24 protein-coding genes are annotated in these 26,132 nt (G+C 54.9%); 19 read left to right on the top strand and 5 right to left on the bottom strand.

Going from position 1 to position 26,132, the window contains the following annotated elements; genetic code table 11:
* Positions 1–87 precede the first annotated feature (87 nt).
* The 6 genes from H7F31_RS29770 (at position 88) to folE (ending at position 3,821) form a co-directional block, all read left to right on the top strand.
* Positions 88–645, top strand: coding sequence for a DUF402 domain-containing protein (locus H7F31_RS29770; RefSeq protein WP_187101766.1), 558 nt, complete (start codon positions 88–90; stop codon positions 643–645).
* A complete protein-coding gene (gene lepB, locus H7F31_RS29765; RefSeq protein ID WP_261800181.1) occupies positions 642–1,172 on the top strand; it encodes a signal peptidase I in 531 nt (176 codons plus the stop codon). The genes H7F31_RS29770 and lepB overlap by 4 nt, the downstream gene beginning before the upstream one ends.
* Before the next feature lie 48 nt (positions 1,173–1,220).
* Complete coding sequence (gene rnhA / locus H7F31_RS29760) at positions 1,221–1,655, top strand: ribonuclease HI (RefSeq protein WP_087569817.1); 435 nt, start codon at positions 1,221–1,223, stop codon at positions 1,653–1,655.
* A 4-nt stretch (positions 1,656–1,659) separates the two neighbouring features.
* Positions 1,660–2,817 carry a tRNA epoxyqueuosine(34) reductase QueG gene (gene queG, locus H7F31_RS29755; protein WP_397374763.1) on the top strand — a complete coding sequence of 386 codons (1,158 nt, stop codon included), beginning with the start codon at positions 1,660–1,662 and terminating at the stop codon, positions 2,815–2,817.
* 152 nt (positions 2,818–2,969) lie between these two features.
* A complete protein-coding gene (locus H7F31_RS29750; protein WP_087569900.1) occupies positions 2,970–3,191 on the top strand; it encodes a YneF family protein in 222 nt (73 codons plus the stop codon).
* Between the two features lie 36 nt (positions 3,192–3,227).
* The gene (gene folE / locus H7F31_RS29745; protein WP_087569816.1) at positions 3,228–3,821 is read left to right on the top strand and encodes a GTP cyclohydrolase I FolE; all 594 of its coding nucleotides are present in this window, start codon (positions 3,228–3,230) and stop codon (positions 3,819–3,821) included.
* Positions 3,822–3,896: 75 nt separating this feature from the next.
* Here the strand turns inward: folE and H7F31_RS29740 are convergent, their stop codons facing one another.
* Entirely contained in the window at positions 3,897–4,982 is a 1,086-nt protein-coding gene (locus tag H7F31_RS29740; RefSeq protein WP_187101764.1) for an alpha/beta hydrolase, read from the bottom strand.
* Between the two features lie 292 nt (positions 4,983–5,274).
* Here H7F31_RS29740 and H7F31_RS29735 point away from each other — a divergent pair, with 292 nt between their 5' ends.
* On the top strand, positions 5,275–6,018 hold the full coding sequence (locus H7F31_RS29735) for an IclR family transcriptional regulator (RefSeq protein WP_187101763.1): 744 nt from the start codon (positions 5,275–5,277) through the stop codon (positions 6,016–6,018).
* Positions 6,019–6,089: 71 nt separating this feature from the next.
* Here the strand turns inward: H7F31_RS29735 and acnA are convergent, their stop codons facing one another.
* Positions 6,090–8,804 (bottom strand): aconitate hydratase AcnA, encoded by a 2,715-nt coding sequence (gene acnA, locus H7F31_RS29730; RefSeq protein ID WP_187105605.1) that lies wholly within the window; start codon positions 8,802–8,804, stop codon positions 6,090–6,092.
* Between the two features lie 305 nt (positions 8,805–9,109).
* Between acnA and H7F31_RS29725 the strand changes: the two genes are divergently transcribed.
* The 7 genes from H7F31_RS29725 to H7F31_RS29695 all read left to right on the top strand — a co-directional run bounded on the left by H7F31_RS29725 (position 9,110) and on the right by H7F31_RS29695 (position 16,472).
* Positions 9,110–10,333 (top strand): amidase domain-containing protein, encoded by a 1,224-nt coding sequence (locus tag H7F31_RS29725; protein WP_187101762.1) that lies wholly within the window; start codon positions 9,110–9,112, stop codon positions 10,331–10,333.
* A 65-nt stretch (positions 10,334–10,398) separates the two neighbouring features.
* Positions 10,399–11,592: a D-alanine--D-alanine ligase gene (locus H7F31_RS29720; protein ID WP_187101761.1), complete on the top strand. Its 1,194-nt coding sequence runs from the start codon at positions 10,399–10,401 to the stop codon at positions 11,590–11,592.
* A gap of 127 nt (positions 11,593–11,719) precedes the next feature.
* Positions 11,720–12,037, top strand: coding sequence for a hypothetical protein (locus H7F31_RS29715; RefSeq protein WP_087569812.1), 318 nt, complete (start codon positions 11,720–11,722; stop codon positions 12,035–12,037).
* Positions 12,038–12,040: 3 nt separating this feature from the next.
* On the top strand, positions 12,041–13,066 hold the full coding sequence (gene uvsE / locus H7F31_RS29710; protein ID WP_187101760.1) for a UV DNA damage repair endonuclease UvsE: 1,026 nt from the start codon (positions 12,041–12,043) through the stop codon (positions 13,064–13,066).
* Positions 13,067–13,136: 70 nt separating this feature from the next.
* Positions 13,137–13,955 carry a sulfite exporter TauE/SafE family protein gene (locus tag H7F31_RS29705; RefSeq protein WP_187101759.1) on the top strand — a complete coding sequence of 273 codons (819 nt, stop codon included), beginning with the start codon at positions 13,137–13,139 and terminating at the stop codon, positions 13,953–13,955.
* Positions 13,956–14,044: 89 nt separating this feature from the next.
* Positions 14,045–14,947, top strand: a complete 903-nt coding sequence (locus tag H7F31_RS29700) for an inositol monophosphatase family protein (RefSeq protein WP_187105604.1) — start codon at positions 14,045–14,047, stop codon at positions 14,945–14,947.
* A gap of 352 nt (positions 14,948–15,299) precedes the next feature.
* Entirely contained in the window at positions 15,300–16,472 is a 1,173-nt protein-coding gene (locus H7F31_RS29695) for a PQQ-dependent sugar dehydrogenase (RefSeq protein WP_261800179.1), read from the top strand.
* A 64-nt stretch (positions 16,473–16,536) separates the two neighbouring features.
* Here the strand turns inward: H7F31_RS29695 and H7F31_RS29690 are convergent, their stop codons facing one another.
* From H7F31_RS29690 to H7F31_RS29680, 3 genes are all read right to left on the bottom strand, one after another.
* On the bottom strand, positions 16,537–17,118 hold the full coding sequence (locus tag H7F31_RS29690; RefSeq protein WP_187101758.1) for a hypothetical protein: 582 nt from the start codon (positions 17,116–17,118) through the stop codon (positions 16,537–16,539).
* A 102-nt stretch (positions 17,119–17,220) separates the two neighbouring features.
* Positions 17,221–18,531, bottom strand: coding sequence for a glutamate-1-semialdehyde 2,1-aminomutase (locus H7F31_RS29685; RefSeq protein ID WP_187101757.1), 1,311 nt, complete (start codon positions 18,529–18,531; stop codon positions 17,221–17,223).
* Between the two features lie 479 nt (positions 18,532–19,010).
* Complete coding sequence (locus tag H7F31_RS29680; RefSeq protein WP_187101756.1) at positions 19,011–20,117, bottom strand: LCP family protein; 1,107 nt, start codon at positions 20,115–20,117, stop codon at positions 19,011–19,013.
* A 250-nt stretch (positions 20,118–20,367) separates the two neighbouring features.
* Here H7F31_RS29680 and H7F31_RS29675 point away from each other — a divergent pair, with 250 nt between their 5' ends.
* The 5 genes from H7F31_RS29675 to H7F31_RS29655 all read left to right on the top strand — a co-directional run bounded on the left by H7F31_RS29675 (position 20,368) and on the right by H7F31_RS29655 (position 26,022).
* Positions 20,368–21,402, top strand: coding sequence for an ABC transporter ATP-binding protein (locus H7F31_RS29675; protein ID WP_108994685.1), 1,035 nt, complete (start codon positions 20,368–20,370; stop codon positions 21,400–21,402).
* On the top strand, positions 21,399–22,193 hold the full coding sequence (locus H7F31_RS29670; RefSeq protein WP_087569804.1) for an ABC transporter permease: 795 nt from the start codon (positions 21,399–21,401) through the stop codon (positions 22,191–22,193). Before H7F31_RS29675 ends, H7F31_RS29670 begins: the two co-directional genes overlap by 4 nt.
* Positions 22,194–22,199: 6 nt before the next feature.
* Positions 22,200–22,991 carry an ABC transporter permease gene (locus tag H7F31_RS29665; protein WP_087569897.1) on the top strand — a complete coding sequence of 264 codons (792 nt, stop codon included), beginning with the start codon at positions 22,200–22,202 and terminating at the stop codon, positions 22,989–22,991.
* 33 nt (positions 22,992–23,024) lie between these two features.
* Positions 23,025–23,510 (top strand): thioredoxin-dependent thiol peroxidase, encoded by a 486-nt coding sequence (gene bcp / locus H7F31_RS29660; protein WP_187101755.1) that lies wholly within the window; start codon positions 23,025–23,027, stop codon positions 23,508–23,510.
* A 769-nt stretch (positions 23,511–24,279) separates the two neighbouring features.
* Complete coding sequence (locus tag H7F31_RS29655; RefSeq protein WP_187101754.1) at positions 24,280–26,022, top strand: polysaccharide deacetylase family protein; 1,743 nt, start codon at positions 24,280–24,282, stop codon at positions 26,020–26,022.
* Positions 26,023–26,132: the final 110 nt, after the last annotated feature.

Raw genomic sequence — 26,132 nt, 5'->3', positions numbered from 1 at the left:
ATCGCCGTTGCAATTGGCGCTCGGATATGCTTTTCTTATTACTATATATGCGCGTTCGAACTACCATTAGCAAGGAGCATGAACAGCATGGAAATATATGAACGATGCGTGATTAAAAGCTTCAAACACAATGGTCAAATCCACCGGCTATGGCAGCAGAATTGGCTTGTGCCGGACGATGCGCTCGCACCCGGGCATCGGGCCGAATCGATGATCGTGCTCATTAACAGACAGACTCCCATCCAGGAATCCGACGGCAAGCAGTGGATCAGCAGAGTACCGGCCGTGTCCTTCTTTATCCCCGGCGAGTGGTTTAATGTCGTTGCGCTGCTGGAGACAAACGGGGTGCGCTATTATTGCAACGTGGCATCCCCTCCTTATTTGCAGGGCGGCGTATTGACGTACATCGACTATGATCTTGATGTCATTAGAACGGCCGACGGAAGCCGTTATATCGTCGATCAGGACGAATACGAACAGCACAAGCAGTTGTACCATTATCCAAGACAAGTCGAGGATAAGGTGCGGGAAGGGCTGAATGCTCTGTTGTCGCGGATTGAAAACAGTAGGGAGCCGTTTCAGGACGACTTGGTGATACGTTACTACGAGGAATGGCTTACGAGGTTTGGAGAAGCCGAACAATGAAGAAGCTGCGACGCGAGTTGATGGATTGGCTAAAGACGATACTTTTATCATTAGGACTTGTATTGTTATTACATTATTTCGTATTTAACCTCTCAACCGTGGATGGCCGCTCCATGGAGCCTACGCTGGTACAAGACGAGTGGCTGTTCGTTAACAAAATCGGCTATTTGCTGGGGAGTCCTGGCCGGGGCGATGTCATCGTGCTGGAGGACCCGTCGGGATCGGAGGGCAAGTTGCGATATCTCGTAAAGCGAATCGTCGGCATGCCGGGCGACCGGGTCGAGATAGCGGGGCAGCAGTTGTATATTAACGGCGAGCTGGTGGACGAGCCGTATACGGATTCGCCTATCGAAGGTATGAACTACGGACCTGAAGTTATCCAGCAAGGGCATTTCTTCGTGATGGGGGACAATCGGCGTGAGCGGGCGAGCCTGGATAGCCGAACGTTTCATGCCGTACCAAGAGAACTAATCATAGGCCGGGCGGAAGCGATATTATGGCCAATCCCGCAGTTGAGGCTGTTGTAAAAGTCAGGATATATCAAGATCTATGCTAGAAAGAATGGGGGGTTACCAATGAAAGATGTCATGATCTATACAGACGGAGCCTGTTCGGGCAATCCGGGCCCCGGCGGCTGGGGAGCCGTATTGTTTTACGGTGCGCATAAAAAGGAGATTTCCGGCGGGGAGAAGGCGACGACGAATAACCGAATGGAAATCCAGGCCGTGATCGAGGGACTCGCGCTGCTTAAGGAGCCTTGCACGGTCAAAGTGTACAGCGATTCTGCCTATGTCGTTAATTGCTTCCAGAAGGGCTGGATTCATGGCTGGCTGCGCAACGGCTGGAAGAACAGCAAGAAGGAGCCCGTGGAGAATCAGGATCTGTGGAAGCAGCTGTGGGAGCTGATGGGCAAGCACAAGGTGGAGTATGTAAAGGTGAAAGGCCATAGCGACAATGAATGGAACAATCGCTGCGACGAGTTGGCGCGCGAAGCGATCAAACGGTTATAAGCCGATGGCGATGACAGACGAGTGGCAAGCGTTGAAAGACGAGATGAAAGAGGCTGCGCAAAGTTTGGGCATCGACGCGATTGGCGTCGCATCGTCCGACCCATTCGTAACGCTCAAGCAACGCCTCATTCGCCATCGCGAGCTCGGCTATGAATCCGGCTTCGAGGAGCAAGATATCGAGAAACGCACGAACCCGTCGCTGATTTTCGATCGCCCCCAAAGCATTATAGCGATAGCGGTTGCGTACCCATCCAAGCTGATCGACCCGCCGAAGTCGGAACCCGGCGCCAGGAGAGGCATCATGTCCAGGTCCGCATGGGGCGAGGACTACCACAAAATATTGCGCGACCGTCTGGCGAGGCTCGAGCAATGGCTGAGGGAGCGCGTTCCGGACGTACGAGTCGAAAGCATGGTGGATACAGGAGAGCTGTCGGATCGGGCGGTTGCCGAGCGGGCAGGGCTTGGCTGGAGCGCCAAAAACTGCTCGATTATCTCCCCCGAACTGGGCTCTTGGATTTATCTGGGCGAGATGATTACCAATCTTCCGCTGCCCCCCGACGAGCCCGTAACGGAAGACTGCGGCTCTTGCACGAAGTGTATCGACGCCTGTCCCACCGGGGCGATCGTCGCTCCGGGCCAACTGAACGCTCAGCGCTGCATCTCTTACGTGACCCAGACGAAGGGAATGGTGACGGACGAATTTATGCGCAAGATCGGGAATCGTCTGTACGGCTGCGATACATGCCAGATCGTATGTCCCGTCAACCGGGGCAAAAACTGGACCAATCAGCCCGAGCTGCAGCCGGATAACGAGCTCGCCAAGCCGCTTCTCATTCCTCTGTTGACGATGGGGAACAAGAAGTTCAAGGAGCGTTACGGTCATACCTCCTCCGCTTGGCGCGGACGGAAGCCGATTCAGCGCAACGCGGTCATCGCGCTTGGCAACTTTAAGGAAGCAAGTGCCGTACCGGACCTTATTCGTGTACTCCACGATGATCCCAGGCCGGTGCTGCGCGGGACGGCTGCCTGGTCGCTTGGCCGGATCGGCGGCGAGGCCGCGGCGGAAGCTCTGGAACAGGCTTCGATGAGGGAACGGGACGAGGAAGCCATTGCTTCGATCGAAGCGGCAATAGAGGCGATACGGGAGCAAGAACGTGCGTAATTCGCCTAATTATACTCGCTGGGCTGCAAGGGGACTATACAACCGTTTTACCTTGTGCGAATTCATTGCGCCGCAGGGCTTGGACATGCTATGATACATGGATGTCAGCTTTGTAAGTGTTATCGAAATATGGAAAGGTGCAGGTGAACGGCATGGAATGGTACAATATCGTAATCCCGATCGTTACTTTGATTCTCGGAGCGGTTGGTGGATTTCTTATCGGCGTTTTCTATCTTCGCAGACAGATCGAGCGTATGCAAAACGATCCTGCGATGATTCAGAAGATGGCGAAGCAAATGGGCTACAATCTAAACAAACAACAAATGTCGAAAGCTCAAAATATGATGAAAAATCAAAAGTTTCCCCGCAAATAACGGGGGACCGGCAGTGAGCGGAAGGAGCGGTGGCGAATGGCGGGACGGAAGGATTACGTCAATTCGAAAGTGGCAAGCAACCGGGAGCAAATCGAACATCATGTGAAGGAAATTCTGAAGCTGATCGGCGAGGATGTCGAGCGGGAAGGACTTCTAGAAACGCCGGCGCGGGTTACACGGATGTATGAGGAAATTTTCGCGGGCTACGATGTCGATCCCCGCGAAGTGCTCGGCGTGTCGTTCGACGAGCAGCACGAAGAGCTGGTCATCGTCAGAGACATCGTCTATTACAGCCTATGCGAGCATCATATGGCGCCTTTCTTCGGGAAGGCTCATATCGGCTATATTCCCAGCGGCAAGATCGCGGGACTTAGCAAGCTGGCGCGTCTGGTCGATGCGATTACGCGAAAGCTTCAAGTGCAGGAGCGAGTTACGACGCAGATCGCCGATATTCTGGAGCAAGAACTTTCTCCCCATGGCGTTATGGTCGTCGTGGAGGGGGAACATCTCTGCATGTGCTCTAGAGGCGTAAAGAAGCCTGGCAGCAAGACGGTAACCTCTGCCGTTCGAGGCGAGTTCAGAACAAGCTCGCCGCTGCGCTCGGAATTTCTGGCATTGCTGAAGCAATAAATCTTTTGAAGGAACGCATGAAAGGAGCAAGGAAGCTGCCCGCATTTATCAGGGCATGCTCCTTGCTCCTTTCTGTTATTCGGCAGCCGCGACTTGGACGGCGGGCTCGCCTTCATGCTCCGCCGCGATGACGGAATCGACCTGGCTGAGGAACATCGCGGCTCGGCCGATGTATTCTGTAGGATGCTTCCGGAAGATCATTTCGTGTTGTCCATCCTCCACAATCCAGGAGCGGGACATCGCATTTTTTTGGTTCGCCGAGATCGCTTGCGCCGTCTCGTAAGACGCCTTGGCGTCCTTTGTCCCGTGTATGATGTAGATGGGCATATCGTAGGGATGCGCTACTACTTCCTCCGCCGGAATGGATCCGAAGTCCGTACCAGTCCAGAGCGGAATCATCGTCTCGATGAGAGGGAGCGACGGGAATCTCGGAAGCTCCACGAACTGGTTCAAATTATCGAACAGCGCTTCCGAGCTCGGGACGAACAGACTATCCAGAATCATCGCGTCGATATCGTCCGTTACGAGCGCCGTCTGGAGCGCCGTGCCCGCACCCATGGAGAATCCCCATACGACGATATCCTCCGCGCCGCGGGAACGCGCGTAGTTGACGGAAGCCAGCAGTTGCTGCGATTCCTCTCGGCCTCCTGTAGCGGGAGCTTTGTATTGTTTGGAGGCATAGCCGTAATCGAATAACAGGACATTGTAACTTAAATCGTGAAGAAGCTTGGCGAGATCGTACATGGGCACCCAGCTCTCCTCGCGGTTCGCGCCGTATCCGTGGCTAAAGACGACGGTACGCTTCGAATCGCTAGATCCATCTACTGCCGGAGCGGGAAGATACCAGCCGCTGACGGTCGTCTCGCCGCTATGGCTCGGGTATATAACTTCCTCGTAATCGATGCCGATCGCTTCCTTGGGATTGGAGGCAAGCGGGGCAACATAAGGATAAGCCAGCATCCACGCTACATAACCATGGAAAATGACAATCGCGATAAAAAACATGGCAATTATAGCTGCAATCGTTGCAATCCATTTATGCTTGCGCCGCTGGGCTACAACAAGACTGGTTTTTAGAAAAGGTGGAAGGGGCAAGGCTTGAGGGACGGCGCTTAGTCCAACGCTCTCAAGCGGCTGCGGAGTTCCGATAGTTGCGTTCATCGTCATGCCCTCCTTCTGTAAAAGCGATTATGTTATGAAGACGATGTAAGCGCTATTAATTGTATAGTACTTTAATCGTAGTCCTATACGGGCGGCCTGTCAATTCATGTCGAGGCATTGTTAGGGGGATGTTAATAGACTGTAATCATTTTGTAATGATTCAATTATCTTTACGTCCATGGAGCGATTCATGTATACTAATGAGAATAGATTTCAATCATTATGGAATTCGGTTTCATTCATTGAAACTTAATGGGGACATATATATTATAAGTAGAGGAGGTGCGTGTTCGTGGAGGATGGGAAATCGACCGTGCGAGCCGTTGACCGCGCGTTGGATATATTATTGTGCTTTACGCATCGAACCGATTGGGCAATGACGGAGATTGCGGAACATGTCGGCTTGCACAAAAGTACCGTGCATCGGATGCTCGCTACCCTCGAAGAGAAGGGTTTTATCGAGCGCGACCGTTCGACGGACCGCTACCATCTGGGATTGCGGATGTGGGAGCTGTCGGCCAACTTGTCGGGTTCCGACGACCAGGCCACAATCTGGCTGCCGGAGATGGTGCGCCTGCGCGATCAACTGGGCGAGACCGTCAGTATCTACGTGCGGGACGGCTCGGAGCGGATTCGCATACAGGCAGTGCAGAGCAACCAGGCTGTGCGCCGCGTGGCGCCGATTGGCGTCAGGCTGCCGCTCTATGCCGGCGCGTCAAGCAAGGTGTTGATTGCCTTCTCCGAGGAGTCGGTAAGGAACAGTATCCTCGAATCGCTGGAGTGGCCGGATTCTTTTGACAAGGAGCAATACTCGAGGAATCTGACAGAGGTGACGGAGCTGGGTTATGCGACAAGCTTCGAGGAACGCGAAGCCGGCGCCGCGGCGCTATCGGCTCCCATCTTTGATCGATCCGGCAATCTGTCTGCGGCGTTATCCGTTTCAGGGCCCTCCAGCCGCATGACGCTAAAGACGATGCGCGGATATGCCCCGGTCATCAAAGAATCGGCAAAGCGGATGGGGACGATGAGCAAGTAAGCCCGGGATGAAAAAAGAACCCCACACACCAAAATAGTGTTGTGAGGTTCTTTTTGTTTAATCTTTATTTCTTAGTTCATGTTCGCGATCATTTGGCGAAGCACCGTTTGGAGGATGCCGCCGTTACGGTAGTAGTCCACGTCCACAAGGGAGTCCAGACGAACGACCGCAGGGAATTCGAACGTAGTGCCGTCTTCGCGGGTAGCTTTAACGGTTACGGTTTCGCCAGGTTTAACATCATTGGACAGGCCGACGATGTCGAACGTTTCGCGACCCGTAATGCCAAGCGTACTCCAGCCATTGCCTTCCTGGAATTGCAGCGGGAGAACGCCCATGCCGACCAGGTTGGAGCGGTGAATCCGCTCGAAGCTTTCGGCGATGACAGCTTTCACGCCCAGGAGGTAAGTGCCTTTGGCTGCCCAGTCGCGGGAGCTGCCTGTTCCGTATTCCTTGCCTGCGATAACGACAAGGTTTTTGCCTTCGGCTTGATACTTCATGGATGCATCGTAGATCGACATGACTTCGCCGGTCGGCAGGTAAGTCGTTACGCCGCCCTCCGTGCCCGGAGCCACTTGGTTACGAATCCGGATGTTGGCGAACGTGCCGCGCATCATGACTTCATGGTTGCCGCGACGGGAGCCGTAGGAGTTGAAGTCCTTGCGCTCTACGCCGTTGTCGATCAAATATTTGCCGCCCGGGCTGTTAACCGTAATGTTGCCCGCAGGGGAGATATGGTCCGTCGTAACGGAATCGCCCATGAGCGCAAGCACGCTAGCCGAATGGATATCGGAGATATCGGACAGTTCGGAGCCCAGGTTCTCGAAGAACGGCGGGTTCTGGATATATGTCGACTTCGCATCCCACTCGTAGCTTTCGCCTTCCGGCACGTCGATGGCGTTCCAACGCTCGTTCTGCGTAAATACGTTCTCGTATTTGTCGTTGAACATTTGCGGATTCAGAGCCGTTGCGACAGCGTCTTTGATCTCGGCGTTCGTTGGCCAGATGTCCTTGAGGTACACCGGCTGGCCATCTTGGTCGTGACCGATCGGATCGTTCGTAAGATCGATATTAACCGTGCCTGCAAGCGCGTAAGCAACGACAAGCGGTGGAGAAGCCAGGTAATTGGCTTTTACTTGCGCATGGACGCGGCCTTCGAAGTTACGGTTGCCGGACAATACGGCAGCTACCGTCATATCGTTGTCGGCAATGGCCTTGCTTACTTCGTCAGGAAGCGGGCCGGAGTTGCCGATGCAAGTCGCGCAGCCGTAGCCGGCAACGTGGAAGCCAAGCGCTTCGAGCGAGTCAAGCAGATTGGCTTTTTTCAGGTACTCCGTTACAACCAGAGAGCCTGGAGTCAGGGAGCTCTTTACATAGGCAGGTTTCGTAAGGCCGCGCTCGACGGCTTTTTTCGCGACGAGACCCGCGCCGAGCATAACGCTAGGGTTGGATGTATTCGTACAGCTGGTGATCGCGGCGATCACGACCGCGCCAGTACCCATTTTGGACTGAACGCCATCATTGTGCTGTACCGGAACCTGCTCAGCGATCTTTTCGTCGGACAGGCCGTAGCCGCCTTTATCGATCGGAGTACGGATAATATCATTGAAAGCTTCCTTCATCGACGTCAGCTCGACGCGGTCCTGAGGACGCTTCGGTCCAGCAAGGGAAGGAACGATCGAAGACAGATCCAGCTCGATTACGTCGGTGAACACGGGGTCGGGAGTCTCGTCCGTACGGAACATGTCCTGTGCTTTGTAGTAAGCTTCTACCAATGCGATTTGCTCTTCTTTGCGGCCTGTTTGGCGCATGAAGTCCAGCGTCTCGCCATCGACAGGGAAGAAGCCGATCGTAGCGCCGTATTCCGGAGCCATGTTGGCAACGGTAGCGCGGTCCGCCAGGCTGATGTTGGAGAGGCCGGGTCCGAAGAACTCGACGAACTTGCCGACAACGCCTTTTTTGCGGAGGATCTGGGTAACGGTGAGAGCAAGGTCGGTAGCCGTGGAACCTTCCGCCAGGCTGCCCGTCAGCTTAAAGCCGATAACCTCTGGCATAACGAAGTACAGCGGTTGGCCCAGCATGCCGGCTTCCGCCTCGATGCCGCCAACGCCCCAGCCCACTACGCCAAGACCATTGATCATTGTCGTATGGGAATCCGTGCCGACCAGGGAATCCGGATAAACGACCGTCTCGCCGTCAACCGTCTTTGTAGCTGCTACGGAAGCAAGGTATTCCAGGTTAACCTGGTGAACGATGCCCGTGCCCGGAGGAACGGCGCGGAAGTTATCGAATGCCGTCTGCGCCCAGCGCAGGAAGCGGTAACGCTCTTCGTTGCGTTCGAATTCGACTTTCGTGTTGTACTCAAGCGCTTGAGGGCTGCCGAAGGCGTCTACCATGATGGAGTGGTCGATTACGAGATCGACCGGCACGAGCGGGTTAATGTTTTTCGGATCTCCGCCGGCTTTTTTGACGGTGTCGCGCATTGCCGCAAGGTCGACGACGACCGGTACGCCCGTGAAGTCCTGAAGAACGATACGGGCAGGAATGAAAGGAATTTCCTTGTCTTCGCGACCGTTTGCCCAGTTGGCCAATTGCTTTACATGTTCGGGAGTAATGCCGCGGCCGTCGAATTGACGAACGGCTGCCTCCAGCAAAACTTTGATGGAAAACGGAAGCTTGGAAATGTCGCCCAGGCCTTGCTCTTCCAGGCCGCCGAGACGGTAGTAGGCATAAGATTTGCCGCCCGATTCCAGCGTCGTGCGAACAGAATATTGATTTTGTTTGGACATCATTATTCTCCTCTTCTTAAAAAATGATCGTTGTTTCATTCTGTGAAACACGATTTCAAAAACCTTATGCCTCTAGTATAGCTTTAAAACAGGGCATCGTAAAGTCCAATTATGACCACAATTCACATGATTTCGCGGGCTCCGTCATATAATGAACCAGTTGTTCTATGCGCGTCTCGCGAGGACGGTGACTCCCTTCTTGCAAACGCGTTCGGTGCCATTAGAACGAAACGCGCTGCACCTTCAAAGGACGGCGACAGCCGTTTCACCTTGTTCATGGATATTGATAGCCAGGAGGGATTACGATGTCCAAACCAAGCAGCCGAATCGGGGCCGCCGGCGGGCGGCAGAAGCGCGCCGCGAAAACGTCGACGACAGCCGGGACTCCGAATCGACGGCCGCGCTCCGAGCCGGCGCCCGAGAGGATAGCCAATGCCTCGGAGAAGGAAGCGAAGCTCAGCTCGCTTTTGCAGTCCTCCGGACTTGTCTCTCAGCCGCATGAGGGAAAGAAGGACTGGAAGGCGGCGATTCAGCATTATGTCCGCTTGTACAATCAAGCGGAGACGGATCAGCATGCCCGGGTCTTGACGGATTACGTGCTTGATCCCGTCCACGGCGAACGCTTCGGCAAACGGCTGCAGAGGCTTCGCGAGCGGGATCTGTTCCGCGGCGTTCTTCCGGCCGGGAGCGAGACGAAAGCCGAGTTGATCCGAGTAAACGAGTCTGCCGGCGAAGTATCCGTCCTGCTGCGCCTGCACGTAAAGCGCAGAATGGAACAGTCTGGATTATTCTACATGGAAGAGCGTTATGAAGTCGAGCGTCTCTGGCTAAGGCTTGCGGACGGGGGATGGCAAGTCATGCAGATCGAACCCGTCATTGCCGAACGCCGTCCCAAGTACGGGGCATCCGTTCATGAATGGCAAGAGGAGCAGGAAGCCGCTCCTGACGCCGCGTCGATCGCGCCGTCAATGCCTTACTTAAATTATGACCTAATGCCGGGTTTCAAACTCCGGTCGGCAGCTATTCGTTACAGGAGGGATTTGGCTGCCGCCTATGCGGATCGTTGGTGGAACGAAGGCAACCCGGCTTATGAGCTGTTCGAGGTGAATTGCACGAATTACGTTTCCCAATGTCTCTTTGCAGGCAATGCAACGATGGACTATACTGGTAGAAGGGGCAGCGGATGGTGGTACAAGGGCCGCAACAAAGGCCAGGAGTGGTGGAGCTACAGCTGGGCGGTCGCCAATTCCATGACGGCGTTTTTGAGCGCCGCTCGCAAATCCGGTCTTCGCGCCACTGTGGTGCAATCGGCGGGCGAGCTCGGGCTCGGCGACGTCATTACTTATGATTGGAATGGCGACGGGAGATTCCAGCACAGCACCATCGTCACCGCCTTCGATTCCGCAGGCCAGCCGCTCGTGAACGCCAATACGGTCGCCAGCAGGCACCGTTACTGGGATTATCGCGATTCTTATGCTTGGACGCCTGCGACAAGATATCGTTTCTTCCATATCTCCGATATGATCTGATGTTGATTCGGCATGGCAGCGCAGGCGACCTGAGCGCAAATATATAAACGTACCGGAGGATTGCCATGGGGAGCAAAGTTAGAGTAGGTCTTGTATACGGGGGGAAATCCGGAGAGCACGAGGTGTCTCTGCAGACGGCATTCGCCGTAATGGGCGAGTTCGATTACGGACAATACGAAATCAAACCTTTTTATATTACAAAGCAAGGCGAATGGAAGAGCGGTCCCGTTTTGCTGTCTCCGCCGGAGTCGGCCGAGGCGCTGAGATTCCTATCCAGCGAAAACGGCTCGTCCGGCTCGCTGGCACCGCTGTTCGCAGCGCTTGACAACGGTTCGGGACAAGTTGGCCATACGGCAATCGTTCCCGGCGGAGAGGCGCATATTAGCGGACAGACTGACGTTATCGCGATTAGCGGCGATACGTCGGCCGAGGCGCCGATCGACGTCATGTTCCCGCTCTTGCACGGCACGTTCGGAGAAGACGGCACGATCCAGGGTTTGTTCGAGATGGCGAATATCCCTTATGTAGGCGCCGGCGTTCTCGCCTCTGCCGTAGGGATGGACAAGATCATGATGAAGAAGGTATTCGCGCAGGAGGGACTGCCGCAATGCGTCTTCCGGTATTTCAACCGCACGCAGTGGGAAAAGGACGCTTCTTTCTTTATTATGGAATGCGAAGTGTCGCTTGGTTATCCTTGCTTCGTAAAGCCGGCCAATTTGGGCTCCAGCGTAGGCGTGTCCAAGGCTCGCAACAGAGAAGAACTGATCGAGGCGGTTAATTATGCGCTGCGCTTCGACCGCAAGGTTATCGTCGAGGAGTTTGTAGACGCGCGCGAGATCGAGGTTAGCGTCCTCGGCAACGACGAACCGAAGGCATCCGTGCCCGGCGAAATTGCGCCTTCTAATGAATTTTACGATTATAAGGCAAAATATATCGATGGCAAGTCCAGCATGATCATTCCGGCCGAGCTGCCGGAAGGGATCGCGGAGCAAGTACGCGAGCTGGCCGTGCGGGCATTTCTGGCGATCGACGGCTCGGGACTATCGCGCGTGGATTTCTTCCTGCGCAAGGAAGACAACAAGCTGTTCATTAACGAGGTCAATACGCTGCCGGGCTTTACGCCATTTAGCATGTACCCGCTCATGTGGCGCGAATCCGGACTGCCATATAAAAAGTTGCTTACCAGCTTGATCGATCTGGCTGTCGAACGCCATGCTGCCAAGCAACGCATCGATTACACGGGAGAAAGCGTGCAATAAATGCGAGTTCAAAAAGTAGGAAGGGACTTTCGGCAGCGGCCGGGGCGCGCAAGAAGCGTCTCGGCTGTACCCGTCCATATAGGGCAATTATGATTACAGCTAATCGATATACAAGGGAGGCATACATATGGGATTCGAGACGGAGTTTAACTCGGTATGCAAGTTTAAGTCGGAGCAGGAGTTATATGAATTGTTGGAGTACGGCAAGGGCAAGATGGTAAAAAGCGGTTTCCGCGTTTTCCCGACTGGGCAAAAGGTCATCGCCTATACGCCAGGCAACCAGGCAATTGCCATCGTACGCATACTGGCGTCGATCGCTGAGATCAATTTCCAGGGAGAAGAAGTCACCCAAGTGGAGATGGAGCTTGTGCGCAAGCTGACGGAAGAAGAATCCAGGGTGCAGACAGCGCTTGCGCACGAAATGTTTTTCGGAGAGCGGGAATAAACCATGATTGTAAGGTTCGGATTCGTCGCCATGAGTCTGGTCGTCCAGAACGCCTCGCCTTCCCGTACTCAGACTTATGCCAACTTCTCGAAGTTGGGCGATCGCGATGCGGCGCTCAGAAGGCTGGAGAGGCTGGCAGAAGAGAACTTGGGGAACACGCTGCGGATTCTGAAACATTGTATGGCGCACGATATTCGAATGTATCGGTTCTCCTCCAAGCTGATTCCGCTCGCCACTCATGATGCATTGTTAGACTGGGACCCGTTCCAGGCGTTGCAAGAGGCCTTTCGCGAGGTGGGCGATTATGCACGGAAGCAAGGCATACGTGTCTCCTTCCATCCCGATCACTTCTGCGTATTCAGTACGCCGCGTCCCGAAGTGCTGCGGAGCTCCATCAGGGATATGGAGTACCATGTACGGATGCTTGAAGCAATGGGGCTGGACGAGCGCAGCAAAAATAACATCCATATGGGCGGCGCTTATGGAGACAAGCCTGCTTCGGCCGAACGTTTCGTTCGCCAATTCGGAGAGCTGGAAGATCGAATAAAGCGGCGCGTGACGCTCGAGAACGATGATAAGACGTTTAACGTAAAGGAGACGCTGGCAGCGGCGGAGGAGGCAGGCGTGCCCATGGTGCTCGACATCCATCATCACGCCGTTAATCCAGGCGACATTCCGGAAGACGAGCTTACAGAAGCGCTTTGGCCCCGCATCTCGGAAACCTGGCGGATAGAGCGGGACAGACTGGGACTCGGCACTGAGCGGGAGTTGCCTCCCAAGATTCATGTCTCCAGTCCCAAGAGCCTGTCCGATCCGCGCGGCCATGCCGATCTGGTCGCTGCGGAGCCCGTGCTGGCCTTCTTGCGGCAAGCGGCGCGAACGACGTCGGCGCTTGATTGTATGCTGGAGGCGAAGCACAAGGACGCGGCGCTGTTACAGCTGATGGAGGATCTGAAGGAGCTGGAGCGGAGAGGCGAAGGGGTAAAGGTGCTGGACGGCGGCTGTGTGGAGATTGAACCGAACGGATAATAATGGCATGGTTCTACGATTGAGAATTTTGCCATAAGCGATTCGGAATAGATAAGGTGGCTTTCAAAGAATGGAATGGATTTTGTTAATGCTGCTGGGCGTTGTGGCTGCCGCTTTCGGCAGTCTCGTCGGGTTGGGCGGGGGGATCATCATCGTTCCCGGCCTGCTCTTATTCGCCCCGACGCTGATCGGCGAACCGATCGAACACGCGACGGCAGTCGGTATTTCGCTTACGGTATTGATCGTGACGGCGCTTGCTTCAACATTAAGCTACACGAAGAGGGGAATTGTGGACTTCAGAAGCGGCCTGCTTTTCTTTATTACGAGCGGTCCCGCTTCCATTTTGGGCGCGGCGCTGACCGGCCTTATGCAGGCGGGCGTGTTCCAGCTCTTGTTCGGTTCGCTGATGCTGCTTCTGGCAGGTCTATTGATCGGACGGGACTATATGAAACCGTTTGCGAAGGAGTGGCCTATCCAGCGTTCGATCACAGATGCGCAAGGAAACGTTCATACGTATGGATACGGTCTATGGTCGGCTCTGGCTATTGGATTCGGCGTCGGCTTGATCTCCGGATTGTTCGGCATAGGCGGGGGTTCCTTGTTCGTACCTATGATGGTGCTTCTCTACCGCTTCCCGCCGCATGTAGCGACCGCAACGTCCATGTTCGTCATCTTCCTCTCTGCCATTTTGGGGAGCGGCATGCATGTAGCTTTAGGCGAGATTGACTGGCTGTTAGTGGCTGCGCTGGTTCCGGGAGCCTGGATCGGAGGACGGATCGGCGCACGAATCGCAGTGAAGCTGAGCGGCAACAAGCTGCTGTGGCTGCTCCGGATTACGCTGCTGGCGCTTGCGATCCAGCTCATATTCGAAGGTATATCTGCCGTCTGACGAACAGCAGGCATTCGATGGATTACGATGAAACCAGTCACGGGCAACGGACGTATTATAATAAGATGAGTAGATATGAACGGAAAAAGATGAATTCGGAATGGACAACTACCTCTATAGCTGGGAGAGTGATAGACTTGAACGAAAGCAGTAACGGCTCGATCATTGGCGGCAAGAGCTTTACCGCGGTTGCCATCAACTGCGCCGCCAAGGCGGGCGAATGGATTATGACCAAGCTGGGCGGCTACTCCAAGCTGGAGCTCAAATATTCGGCTCACGACCTTGTGACCGAGGTGGACAAGGGCTCGGAGCGGCTGATCCGCAACTTGATCGGAACGCACTTCCCCCATCATTCTTTCTTGGGCGAAGAAGGCGTAGAGCCTGGACCGGAAGCGTCGTCGAGAGCGCTTGCAGAGATGAGCGACGCGGAATACTTATGGATCGTCGATCCTATCGACGGCACGACTAATTTCGTGCACGGCTTCCCATTCTTCTGTGTTTCTATTGCGCTAGCCTATCAGGGTGAAGTCATCGTAGGCGTCATCTATGATCCGTGCAAGGACGAATTGTTTGTGGCGGAGAAGGGGAAAGGCGCTTACGTGCATGGCAAAAAAATGAGCGTCTCCGGAGAAGAGACGCTGCGCGGCAGCCTGATTGCGACCGGACTGCCGGCGGATCATCATTATGCCCTGCCGCTTAACTTAAAGGGTATCCAGAGCGTGGCGCCGGAGGTGCGCAATCTTCGGATCGCAGGATCCGCGGCGATACATCTTGCATATGTCGCAGCCGGCAGGCTCAGCGGCTTCTGGGAGATCGGCCTCAGCAGCTGGGATATTGCGGCAGGAGTGCTACTCGTACAGGAATCCGGCGGGTTGGTAACGGACACGCATGGCCGTCCCTATAATCTTGCGGTTCGGAATATAGCCGCAACGAACGGGCTTGTGCATGCTGAACTGCTAGACAAGCTGGCCGGGGCGGAAGCGGTCGGATAATGGGACATTCCGTCCATATAGCCGATGAAGCTAATCATGCTCGAAGGATAGGACAACAGAGACGCCAAGGCGCTATGTTGTCCTTGTTTGTTAGAGGGGGCGACGAACGTTGCGCGCTGATCGAGCATGATGTGAGTGCCGCAGTCGTAAAGAGAACAAGGGGATAATCGCCCTCTAAGGGGGAATTTCCTTCTAGCATCTCGAAGAAACGAAAGGGCAGTCAACTAAAGGGAGTTTTTCCCTTATTTGACCACGTAAGACTTAAACGTTTTCGGCTTGCTGTAAAATAAATTCTTATTGGCGATAAAAACTACCTCTTAATAAAAATCTGTTAACTCTCAGGAGGGATGTTATGATGTCCAGAACGAAGATGGCTACCCTGGCATGGATGCTTAGCCTTGCGATTTTAGCTGGCTGCAGCGGGGCGGATAATGAAGAGAGAGGATCGTCTCCGTCTCCTTCTGCGTCTCCGACGGAGACGATCGAACCGAGTTTGGCGCCCACGGAGAAGCCTGGCGCTAGCGAGGAACCCGCTCAGAGCGATGACGGAGAATCGTACGCCGTTCTGGCCGAGAAGCTCCGAATTCCTTGGTCCATTGCGATCTATGGATCCGAGTTCATTGTGACAGAGCGTGAGGGGAATATCGTCGTCATCGCCGACGGGCAGCAGAAGCGTCAGAACGTAAGGCTGGAGAAGGCCGTGCTGCATCGAGGTGAGGGAGGTATGCTGGGCCTCCTGCTGGCGCCGGACTTTGACCAGTCTCAACTCGCGTATGTGTACCATACATACGAGGAGGGAGGCAAGGCGTTGAACCGCATCGTCCAGCTTAAGCGGGAAGGCGCCGAATGGTCCGAGCAGAAGGCGCTTCTGGAGGGGATTCCCGGCAGCGCCAACCATAACGGCGGCAGGCTCGCGATCGGGCCGGACGGCATGCTCTACGCGACGACGGGCGATGCGGAAAATCGAAGCGAAGCGCAGAACCGGGACAGTCTGGCCGGCAAAATATTGCGGATGACGCTGGACGGGGATATCCCGACCGACAATCCGTTCACGAACTCATACGTATATTCGTTCGGACACCGCAATCCGCAAGGGCTGGCGTGGACGAAGGACGGCAGCATGTATAGTACTGAGCATGGCCCGTCTGGCAATCCTGGCGGACATGACGAGATTAACGTCATCCAGCCTGGCGCCAATTACGGCTGGCCGACCGTCTATGGAGACGATAAGAAGGAAGGACTGACGCCTCCGGTGTACCATACGGGAGACCCCGCGGTCGCGCCATCCGGTACGGTTATCGACGACGAGGGAAGGCTGGTCATCGCGACGCTCCGAGGCGAGGCGATCTACCGGTATACGCCATCTTCTGGCGAGATGGAGATCATTCATAAGGACGAGGGCCGGATCCGGGATGTCAAGCTGGTCGGCAACAAGCTCTATTTCATCACCAACAACACCGACGGTCGCGGGGGAATCTCCTCGGAGGCGGAAGATCGGCTGGTTGTTATGGATTATCCGGCTTGATGAGCCCTTGACGCGCAAAGAGCCTGTCTCATTGATGAGACAGGCTCTTTGTCGCGGCGCGGCGTTATCGATTCGCTGCTTCCAACGTGTAGCGGAACAGCTCCATCAACTCGATCCGCTGAAGCTCCTCCAGCAGAAGTCGGGTATCCTCGGTGGCTTTGCCGGATTCCTGCATGGAGATGATGTCGACGAAGTCGTCCGTATTCCAGCCGTCGTCGTCCCGGAATCGTTTAAGGGCGTTAACGATGGGAGCCGAGGAAAGGTCGTCCAGGCCAGGCTGCGTTGACAACCACTTCGCAATAGCAGATCGTGTGCGCTCCTTGACGGAATGGCGGCCCGCTTGGCGGAACCAGTACTTGCTGTTCCAGAAATCTTGTTCCATCCGATGCATGATCGCATGCCAGTAGCTTCCCGTTGCATCGTCCTCGATCTGTTGAGCGTACGAGTGGGAACGATCCAGACTGTCGTTGCGAAGATGCAAGCCGGCCATCAGGGCGATGTCCTGCTTGTTCGCAGGCGGATGCTTCTTCCCGAGCTTTACGATATCCTCGTCAAGGCTTGCGTCCCATACTTGGGCAGGCGATAACGGCGCCGTCTCGCGGCGCTCGTCCAATCGTTTCACAATAGTCAGCAACTCTTCCTTCATCGTCCAAGCAACTCCTCTCCCGAATGGAATGTTTCTTTTGGTAATGGGTCATGACTCCCGTACCGCCTAACCGCGCGTTGGGATTTGCACGCGGTGCGGAAATTACAGCTGCGCCATAGCTTTTCTGGCGGCTTCGATCGTTGCGTCGATATCGGCATCCGTGTGCGCGGTCGTCAAGAACCAGGCTTCATACTTCGACGGCGCAAGATTGATGCCCTGATCCAGCATGGCGCGGAAAAAAGCGCCGAAGCGTTCGCCGTCCGTATCCTGCGCCTCGTCGTAGTTCGTGACGGGATGATCGCAGAAGTGTGCGGAGAACGAACCGCGGATCTGGTTAACCGTCAGCGGAATTCCGTTCGCCGCCGCAGCTTCCCTCATTCCGTCGGCCAGCTTGGCGGCCAGACGATCCATCCGGTCATAGATGCCCGGCTCCTGCAGCACTTCCAGGCAGGCGATGCCGGCTGAGATGGAAGCAGGGTTGCCGGCCATCGTTCCCGCTTGATAAGCGGGGCCGAGCGGCGCGACCTGCTCCATAATTTCGCGGCGACCGCCGTAAGCTCCGATGGGAAGGCCGCCTCCGATGATTTTGCCCAGTGCGGTGAGATCCGGTTCGATCGCCTTGTGATCAGGGAAGGCATGATAGGTCTGCGACGATCCGTAGTGGAAGCGGAATGCGCTAATAACTTCGTCATAGATGACTAGTGCTCCTGCTTCGCGCGTCAGCTTGCAGAGACCCTCTAGGTAGCCTTCATGCGGCATTACCATGCCGAAATTGCCGACGATCGGCTCCACCATAACGGCGGCGGTATCGTCGCCCCAGCGCTCCAGCGCTTCCTTAAGCGCCTCCAGATCGTTGAACGGAACGGTGATAACTTCATGGGCTATGCTTGTCGGAATACCCGCGCTGTCCGGGATGCCCAGCGTAGATGGACCCGAACCGGCCGCGACGAGGACAAGATCGGAATGGCCATGGTAGCAGCCCGCGAATTTGATGATTTTGTTCCGCTTCGTATAGGCTCTGGCTACCCGGATCGTCGTCATGACGGACTCCGTGCCGGAATTGACGAACCTTACCTTGTCCATGGAAGGGATTGCTTCCTTGAGCATGCGGGCCAGCTTGATTTCGAGCTCGGTCGGCGTGCCGTACAGCGTGCCGTTGCGCACGGACTCGATAATGGCCTCCGTAATATGCGGATGGGCATGTCCCGTAATGATGGGGCCGTAAGCGGCCAGATAGTCAATATATCGATTGTCGTCGACATCCCAGAAGTAGGCGCCTTCGGCGCGTTTCATAAAGACGGGCGCGCCGCCGCCGACGGCTTTGTAAGAGCGGGAAGGGCTGTTGACTCCGCCGACGATATGCTGAAGCGCTTCTTGATAGAGTCGATCGGAGGTGGGACGATGAATGGTCATGAGTAGGAGAACCCCTTTCGAGTGGAGATGAATAGTTAATAAGGTTAAAAAGCTGGAGCTCGCGAGCGTCGAAATTGGTGCGTATAGGCGTTAATAACGCCTATCTAGCTCGAGAGCGCTGAAAATAGGGCGTATAGGCGTTTAAAACGCCTATGTAGCTCGAGAGCGCCGAAAGTAGGGCGGTATAAGCGTTTATAACGCGTATGTAGCTCGAGAGCGCCGAAAGTAGGGCGTATAAGCGTTTATAACGCCTATGTAGGCTGAGAGCGCTGAAAATAGGGCGTATAGGCGTTTAAAACGCCTATGTAGCTCGAGAGCGCCGAAAGTAGGGCGAATAGTAATTCGTAGCGCCTACAACTTAGCCGGAACAAGGAAATAGAGCACATAGGTGCTCTATTCATTTTGCGCGATATAGGTTTGCAGGGCCCGACGCCACTCTTAAGCAGATGATCTTGAGTGGCGGCTGCTCTTGCGCCCCGTTAGCGGGCGGAAGAACTCGAGCCGGAGCGGTTTGAAGATCCGGAAGATCCGGAGCCGCTATTCGTGCCGTCACCATCGCCCTCCGATGATCCGTCCGCTGCGGGCGACTCCGTAGGAACCGGGATCGTCTCGTCCGTCGACAGGATTTCCTGCACGAATCCGATCAGCGCGTCTTCGTCGCGAATGCCAATGACGGACGCGCCGCCTACATGCTCTTCGCTGACAAGCTCCATCGGAGGTATCTGAGCCGTACCGCCGACATGACTCTCTACGCCTAGCTGTCCTAGCTTCAGCATATCTCCTACGGTCAAGTTCGTCTCGATATAAGGCGAAACGCTCTCCAGAATTTCTTTCATTCGGATCAGGTTCCAGCCGGACTGCAGCTCGGAGGCAACAGCCTTAAGGAAATTACGCTGACGCTCCGTCCGCGTATAATCGCTCATGGCGTCGTGACGGAAGCGTACGTACTGAAGCGCCTTATCGCCGTCCAGCAGCTGGTAGCCTTGCTTCAGATCGATGTCGTAGCGATTGCCGTCCGCGTTGTCCGTATAGCGCATATCCTTTTCAACGTCGAAGTAGATGCCGCCGATCGTGTCGATGAGCGATTTGAACCCTTCGAAGTCGGTGTAGACGAAATACTGGATTTCGAGGCCAAGCAGGTCGCCAACCGTCTTCATGGCGAGATTAGGTCCTCCCATTGTAATGGCGGAGTTGATGCGCCCCTTGCCGTGGTCTTCGATTCTCGCATAAGTATCTCGAAGCACGGAAAAAAGATGGGCCTTCTTCGTGACGGGATCGAACGATGCGACCATCATGGAGTCGGACCGCGCTATTCCGTTCTCGTCCGCGTCGCGGACGTCGCCGCCCAGCAGCAGAATGTTCACGCGCTCCTTGCCTTCCCACTTGGGAACCTCGACGGGCTTCTCGGGAGTGACATCGGTGAACCGGGACTTTTCCGGCTCCTTCTTAAAATCATCTAGCGCGCTGTAGACGCCGACTCCCCAATAGACGAGGGCCGCGACTACGGCGACGATGATGATCGATAAAGTAATGATAAGCCACTTCCAACGTGACTGTTTTTTAGGGGATTCTGACCGCGTACGCATTGCGTTTAATAGGTCTCCTTTCGAATAGACGCCAAGTTGATTCAGATCATGGTTGTGCCGCTGCTATAGATTAAGGCTGCATAGGACTTCCCTGTAACCTTCCGTTTACGACCCACGATAACTGAGGTATGATTACATATCATAAAATTATAAAGCTCAGGCGCATATAGTTGCAAGTTTTATCATTTGGGGTACAATATAATCGCTATTTCCCAGGAAATGTCGAAGCGAGAGGGGCTGCTACAACGCAATGTTAGCTATTGATGTCAAAGATTTGCGCAAGGACTTCCGCGTGCAAAAGAATAGAGAAGGACTCTCCGGGGCCTTCAAGGATCTGTTCAAGCGAGAGTATCGGGAGGTCCGCGCGGTAAAAGATATTTCGTTCCGGATTCCACAGGGCGAGATTTGCGGATACATAGGAGAGAACGGCGCCGGCAAGTCGACAACGATCAAAATGCTGACAGGCATTCTTGTGCCTACAGCCGGTCAATTAAAGGTGAACGGTTACGTTCCGTTCAAAGATCGCGAGAAGTTCGTGAACGGAATCGGCGTCGTCTTCGGACAACGTTCCCAGCTTTGGTGGGATATCGGCGTTATCGAATCGTTCCAGCTGCTTCGCAAGGTATATCGGGTGTCAGAACCCGACTTCCGCAAGCGGCTCGACAATCTCGTCGAAAGGCTGCAACTGGGGGATCTCCTGAACCGCCCCGTCCGCAAGCTGAGTCTCGGTCAGCGGATGCGCTGCGAGTTGGTGGCGTCGCTGCTGCATAATCCGTCGATCCTGTTTCTCGACGAACCAACGATCGGCCTCGATATCGTCGTCAAGACGGAAATCCGCGACTTCCTTATGCAGATGAACAAGGAAGAAGGAACGACGATTTTGCTGACGACGCACGATTTGCAGGATATCGAGGCGTTATGTTCACGTGTCATTATGCTCGACGACGGGCAAATCATCTATGATGGAGGTTTGGAGGATCTCAAAGCCAGGTGGAGCAAAGGCCGCGAGATCCAGTTCCAATTCGCCGCCCATACGCCGATTGCCAGGCTAAGCGGATTGACCGAAGGGCTGGATGTGTCTTGGAGTGTCGAAAACGACGTGACGGCCAAGCTGTTCGTGCCTCATTCGGTCAGCGTATCCGACGCGATGGCAAGAGTCGTCGGGGGAGCGGATATTCGCGACATTAAAATTTTCGAGACGAACACGGACGAGATCGTCCGCGCGATCTACCAATCCGGCTCCGCGGAGGCGGCAGCGGCAAAAAAGGAGATCGCTTCGTCATGACGAGCGCCTATCTGGATTTTATTCGCATCCGGTTCCTGATGATGCTTGCTTATCGCGTTAATTATTACAGCGGCATCGTAATTTATGCCATTAATATCGGGGCGTATTACTTTCTGTGGCTGGCTATCTATGGAAGTCAGGAGTCGCTGGCGGGTTTCACCGTTCCCCAAATGACGACTTACATCGCGGTTTCGTGGATGGCTCGGGCGTTTTATTTCAACAATCTGGATCGGGAAATCGCTAACGAGATTCGCGACGGCAGCGTATCCGTGCAGCTTATTCGGCCTTATTCTTACTTGCTGGTTAAGATGATGCAGGGCTTCGGGGAAGGTTTGTTCCGCTTCATGTTGTTCATGATTCCGGGGCTGGCGATCGTATGCCTGCTGTTCCCGGTAAAGCTTCCGACCGATCCTGTCGTATGGCTCGTGTATCTGGTCATGCTGTTCTTCAGCTTCCTGATTAATTCGCAGATTAATATTTTGACGGGACTGTTCGCCTTTTTCGTCGAGAACAACGAGGGCATGATGCGGATGAAGCGGGTCATGGTCGATTTGTTCTCGGGCGTCGTCGTGCCGATCGCTTTTTTCCCGGGCTGGCTGTCGGGGATTATGCAGTGGCTGCCGTTCCAGGCCATCACGTATTTGCCGAGCTCGGTCTTTACGGGGCGGACCCCCATCGGCGAAGCCGCGGGAGTGTTCGGACTTCAAGCGTTCTGGTTCTTGCTGCTGCTCGTTCCGATCGGGCTGACATGGCGTGCGGCTCGCAAGCGGCTGTTCGTGCAAGGGGGTTAAGACATGATTCGATATATGGCTTTATTTTGGGAGTATATCAAAAACTATGCCAAAACAAGGCTCACCTACCGTGCCGACTTCTGGATCGAGGTCATCTCCGACCTGTTGTTCCAAGGGATGAACCTTATCTTCATCCTCGTCGTGTTCCAGCACACGCCAACGCTCGGCGGCTGGTCGGAGGCGGAGGTTGTGTTCGTATATGGCTTCTTCATGATTCCGTATGGCGTCTTTAGCACGTTCTTTGGCATCTGGAACTTCAGCGAACGTTATATTGTCAAAGGCGAGATGGACCGCGTTCTGACGCGTCCCGCGCATAGTCTGTTCCAGGTGCTGCTGGAGAATGTTGATCCGCCATCGCTGATCGGCTCCTTGGTCGGAGCTATCATTATGGGGCTTTGCTGGGCGGAGCTCGGCTTGCCGTTCGGCGTGCTTGATGTGCTGGTGCTGCTGCTGCTCGTCCTTGGCGCGGTGCTGATCTATGCGGGGATGTATACGGCGCTGAGCGCGATATCCTTTTACTCCGACGCCCCGACGGGCATCGTGCCGTTGATCTACAACATTCAGAATTACGGGCGTTACCCCGTGAACATTTATAACAAAATCATCCGCTTTTTCCTCACCTGGCTGCTGCCGTTCGCGTTCGTGGGGGTTATCCCGGCATCGTTCTTCCTGGAGAAAAAAGCGGATGACTTGTCGCAGCTTGCTTTGCTGACGCCGGTCATGGGACTGATCGTATTCGGACTCGGCCTTGCTCTATGGAATCACGGCGTGAAGCGGTATCGCGGGGCGGGATCTTAGATTGCGGATGGGCTGAGAGAGGAGAGAGAAACGATGACGCTGGAAATAGGCAAAAAAGCACCTAAATTCAAGCTGCCTGCTTCGACTGGCGAGATGCTGTCGCTTATGGATTTGCGGGGGAAGCAGGTTGTTCTGTTTTTTTACCCAAAGGATATGACGCCGACCTGCACGGAGCAGGCTTGCGATATGAGGGACAACTATAGCGGGTTCGAGAACCACAATACGGTGGTGCTCGGCATCAGCACGGACAGCGTGAAGTCGCATTTGAACTTTATCGCGAAGAAGGAGCTGCCGTACTTGCTGCTGGCGGACGAGGCGCACAAGGTATGCGAGCAGTACGGCGTTTGGCAGTTGAAGAAGCTGTACGGCCGGGAGTATATGGGCATCGTGCGTTCGACTTTTCTGATCGATGCGAAGGGCAATCTGGTCCGAGAATGGCGCAAGGTCAAGGTGAAGGGCCACGCAGCCGAAGTACTGGAGGCCGCCAAAACGCTGAACGCGAGAACTAAGCGTAAGTAGCCGCTTAAGCGTCGCGGTGCGAGCGGAGAGGCGGTTAGCTGGGCCGGTGGCGGTTGCTGAGGCGAGCGAGATTGTCGGCGGGACCGACTTAAACTAGCGGATGCGGTCGGTTGGTGGCTTTTAAGTCGGCGAGACCGACTTAAACTAGCGGATGCGCACAGTTGGTGGTTTTTAAGTCGGCGAAACCGACTTAAACTTGCGGTTACGCACGGTTGATCGCCTTTAAGTCGGTATGGCCGACTTAAACTTGCGGATGAGGTCGGTTGGCGGCATTTAAGTCGGCGAGACCGACTTAAACTTGCGGTTACGCACGGTTGATGGCCTTTAAGTCGGTATGGCCGACTTAAACTAGCGTATGCGCTCGGTTGGCGGCATTTAAGTCGGTATGGCCGACTTAAACTTGCGGATACGCTCGGTTGGTGGCATTTAAGTCGGTATGGCCGACTTAAACTAGCGTATGCGCTCGGTTGGTGGACTTTAAGTCGGTACGGCCGACTTAAACTTGCGGATACGCTCGGTTGGTGGCATTTAAGTCGGTATGGCCGACTTAAACTTGCGGTTACGCACGGTTGATGGCTTTTAAGTCGGCGAGACCGACAGACTAATATATACAATAAGACGCTTTCCGAACCTACTTCGGAGGGCGTTTTTGCTTGGTATAGATAATGCGAGAAAAGCCGCAAGATTGCAGGCATCAGGCGGAATGCTGATTCATATACTCTATCAATTCGGTAATAAGAAGGAACACGATAGAGGATGGTGCATTCCGATGAGACGAGTAGTACAAGCTTCTTTATGCGTAACGATATTGTGGTTCGGCGTTATGCAATTGGACGGCGGACTGGGCTGGCAGGGGAAAGCGGCGGGTGCGGCGAGCAACGTCGGGGATCTGCGGACAGTTACTTATCAGTACGAGGCGAAGACGCTGCTTGCAAAGCCGGACGGCAAAGCGGGAGAAGCTCCTTCGCCTAATGATAGAGATGGCCATACAGCGGAAACGACTAATTTGGAGAAAGTTAAAGCGGGAGCAGCAGGAGGAGGAAACGATGAGACTCAACCGGAGATGGAAGGAATCAGTACCGTTGCAAGCGGGGAGAGTGTCGACCGTACCACTCATGACGGGGCACACCAAGGAGGCGCTGATAAGGCAAAGTCTGCTGACGGCGGAGCGAATGGCGGCAAGGTTACAGTAGAGTCGAACAACGATGGAGCGAATGGCGGCAAGGGTACAGCAGAGTCGACCAGCGACGGAACGAGTAGCGACAAGGGTACAATAAAGTCGGCCAGCGACGGAGCGAATGGCGGCAAGGGCACAGTAGCGTCGACCAGCGACGGAGCGAATAGCGGAGTTGAGACTGCAAAATCGACCAATGATGGATCGGTCGGCGTTGAGGAGTCTGGCCAAACATCCCGAGGCACGAAGACGGATGGCACGGGAACGGTCACTGCCCAGGATGTTCCGGCTTCCAAGCAGCCGGAGAAAATCGTCTACTTGACGTTCGACGATGGCCCGAGCAAGCATACTCCTGAGGTGCTGAGTATTTTGAAGCGGGAGGGTGTGACCGCGACGTTCTTTCTGCTGGGTCAGCAGGTGGAGCGCCAGCCCGATATGGTGAAGCAGATCGTTGCCGAAGGTCATGCCATCGGCAATCATACATACAATCATGTCTACAGGGAGCTGTATGGCGGCTTCCGGAACTTCGCGGACCAAATTATGCGGACGGATGACGCGATTTTCCAGGCCGCGGGCATCCGAACGACGCTCGTCCGGGCGCCGGGCGGCACGTATGCCAACTTCGACCAGGGATACTTCGACGCAATGAAGGCGGCGGGCTACAAGGTGCATGACTGGAACGTCGACAGCGGCGATTCCAAGCGTGTTGGCGTTCCGGCATCGGAAATAATCGCGAATATACGCGCATCCAAAATCGCAAACACGCTTAATGTGCTTATGCATGACAGCGGCGGTCACGCGGAGACGGTGAAGGCGCTGCCTTCTATCATTGCTTACTATAAGCAACTGGGTTATTCTTTTGCCGCTCTGAGCGATGGGGTTGATCCTATGCAGTTCAAGGTTGCGAGTCAATCGAAGTGGAGCAGGGGGAGCGTTACCGAGTCGGACAAGCAATCGCTGGCAGCGTTCGCCTCCAGGCTGGATCGGAAGGGAGGCATCAAGAAGCAGGCTGAACCGGCGCTTATCATTCATCGCGGAGAAAAAAGTCTGGAGCTCCAGGCTTCCGAATATACGCTGCAGAACGGCACCATACGCGTTCCGCTGACCAAGCTGAGCGAATGGCTTGGCGGCAAGGCCGAGCTCGACGAGAAGGAAGGCGTCATCGAAGTGACGTTGGACGGCAGACAATGGTTCTGGCTGACGGACCAGGCGTCATCGGGACAGGGAAACGAGGCGAAGCTGGATGTACCAATCCGGGCGACGCTGGCTCAGTTCGGGATGGAAATTGAGGATTATGTATTGACGAAGGAGCGGAGAGAGATCTGGATCGGGCAGTAGAGGAAATGCGAGATTAACGATAGTCCGGGAATGCGGAGCAGAGTAAGACCGACAAGGAAATCTAGCAGGTCTAAACAGGGGCGATACTGGCGAGACTGAAAAATAGATAG

Source organism: Paenibacillus sp. PAMC21692 (genome assembly GCF_014303795.1).
Lineage (GTDB): Bacteria > Bacillota > Bacilli > Paenibacillales > Paenibacillaceae > Pristimantibacillus > Pristimantibacillus agaridevorans.
This window is presented reverse-complemented; position numbering and strand designations above follow the sequence as displayed.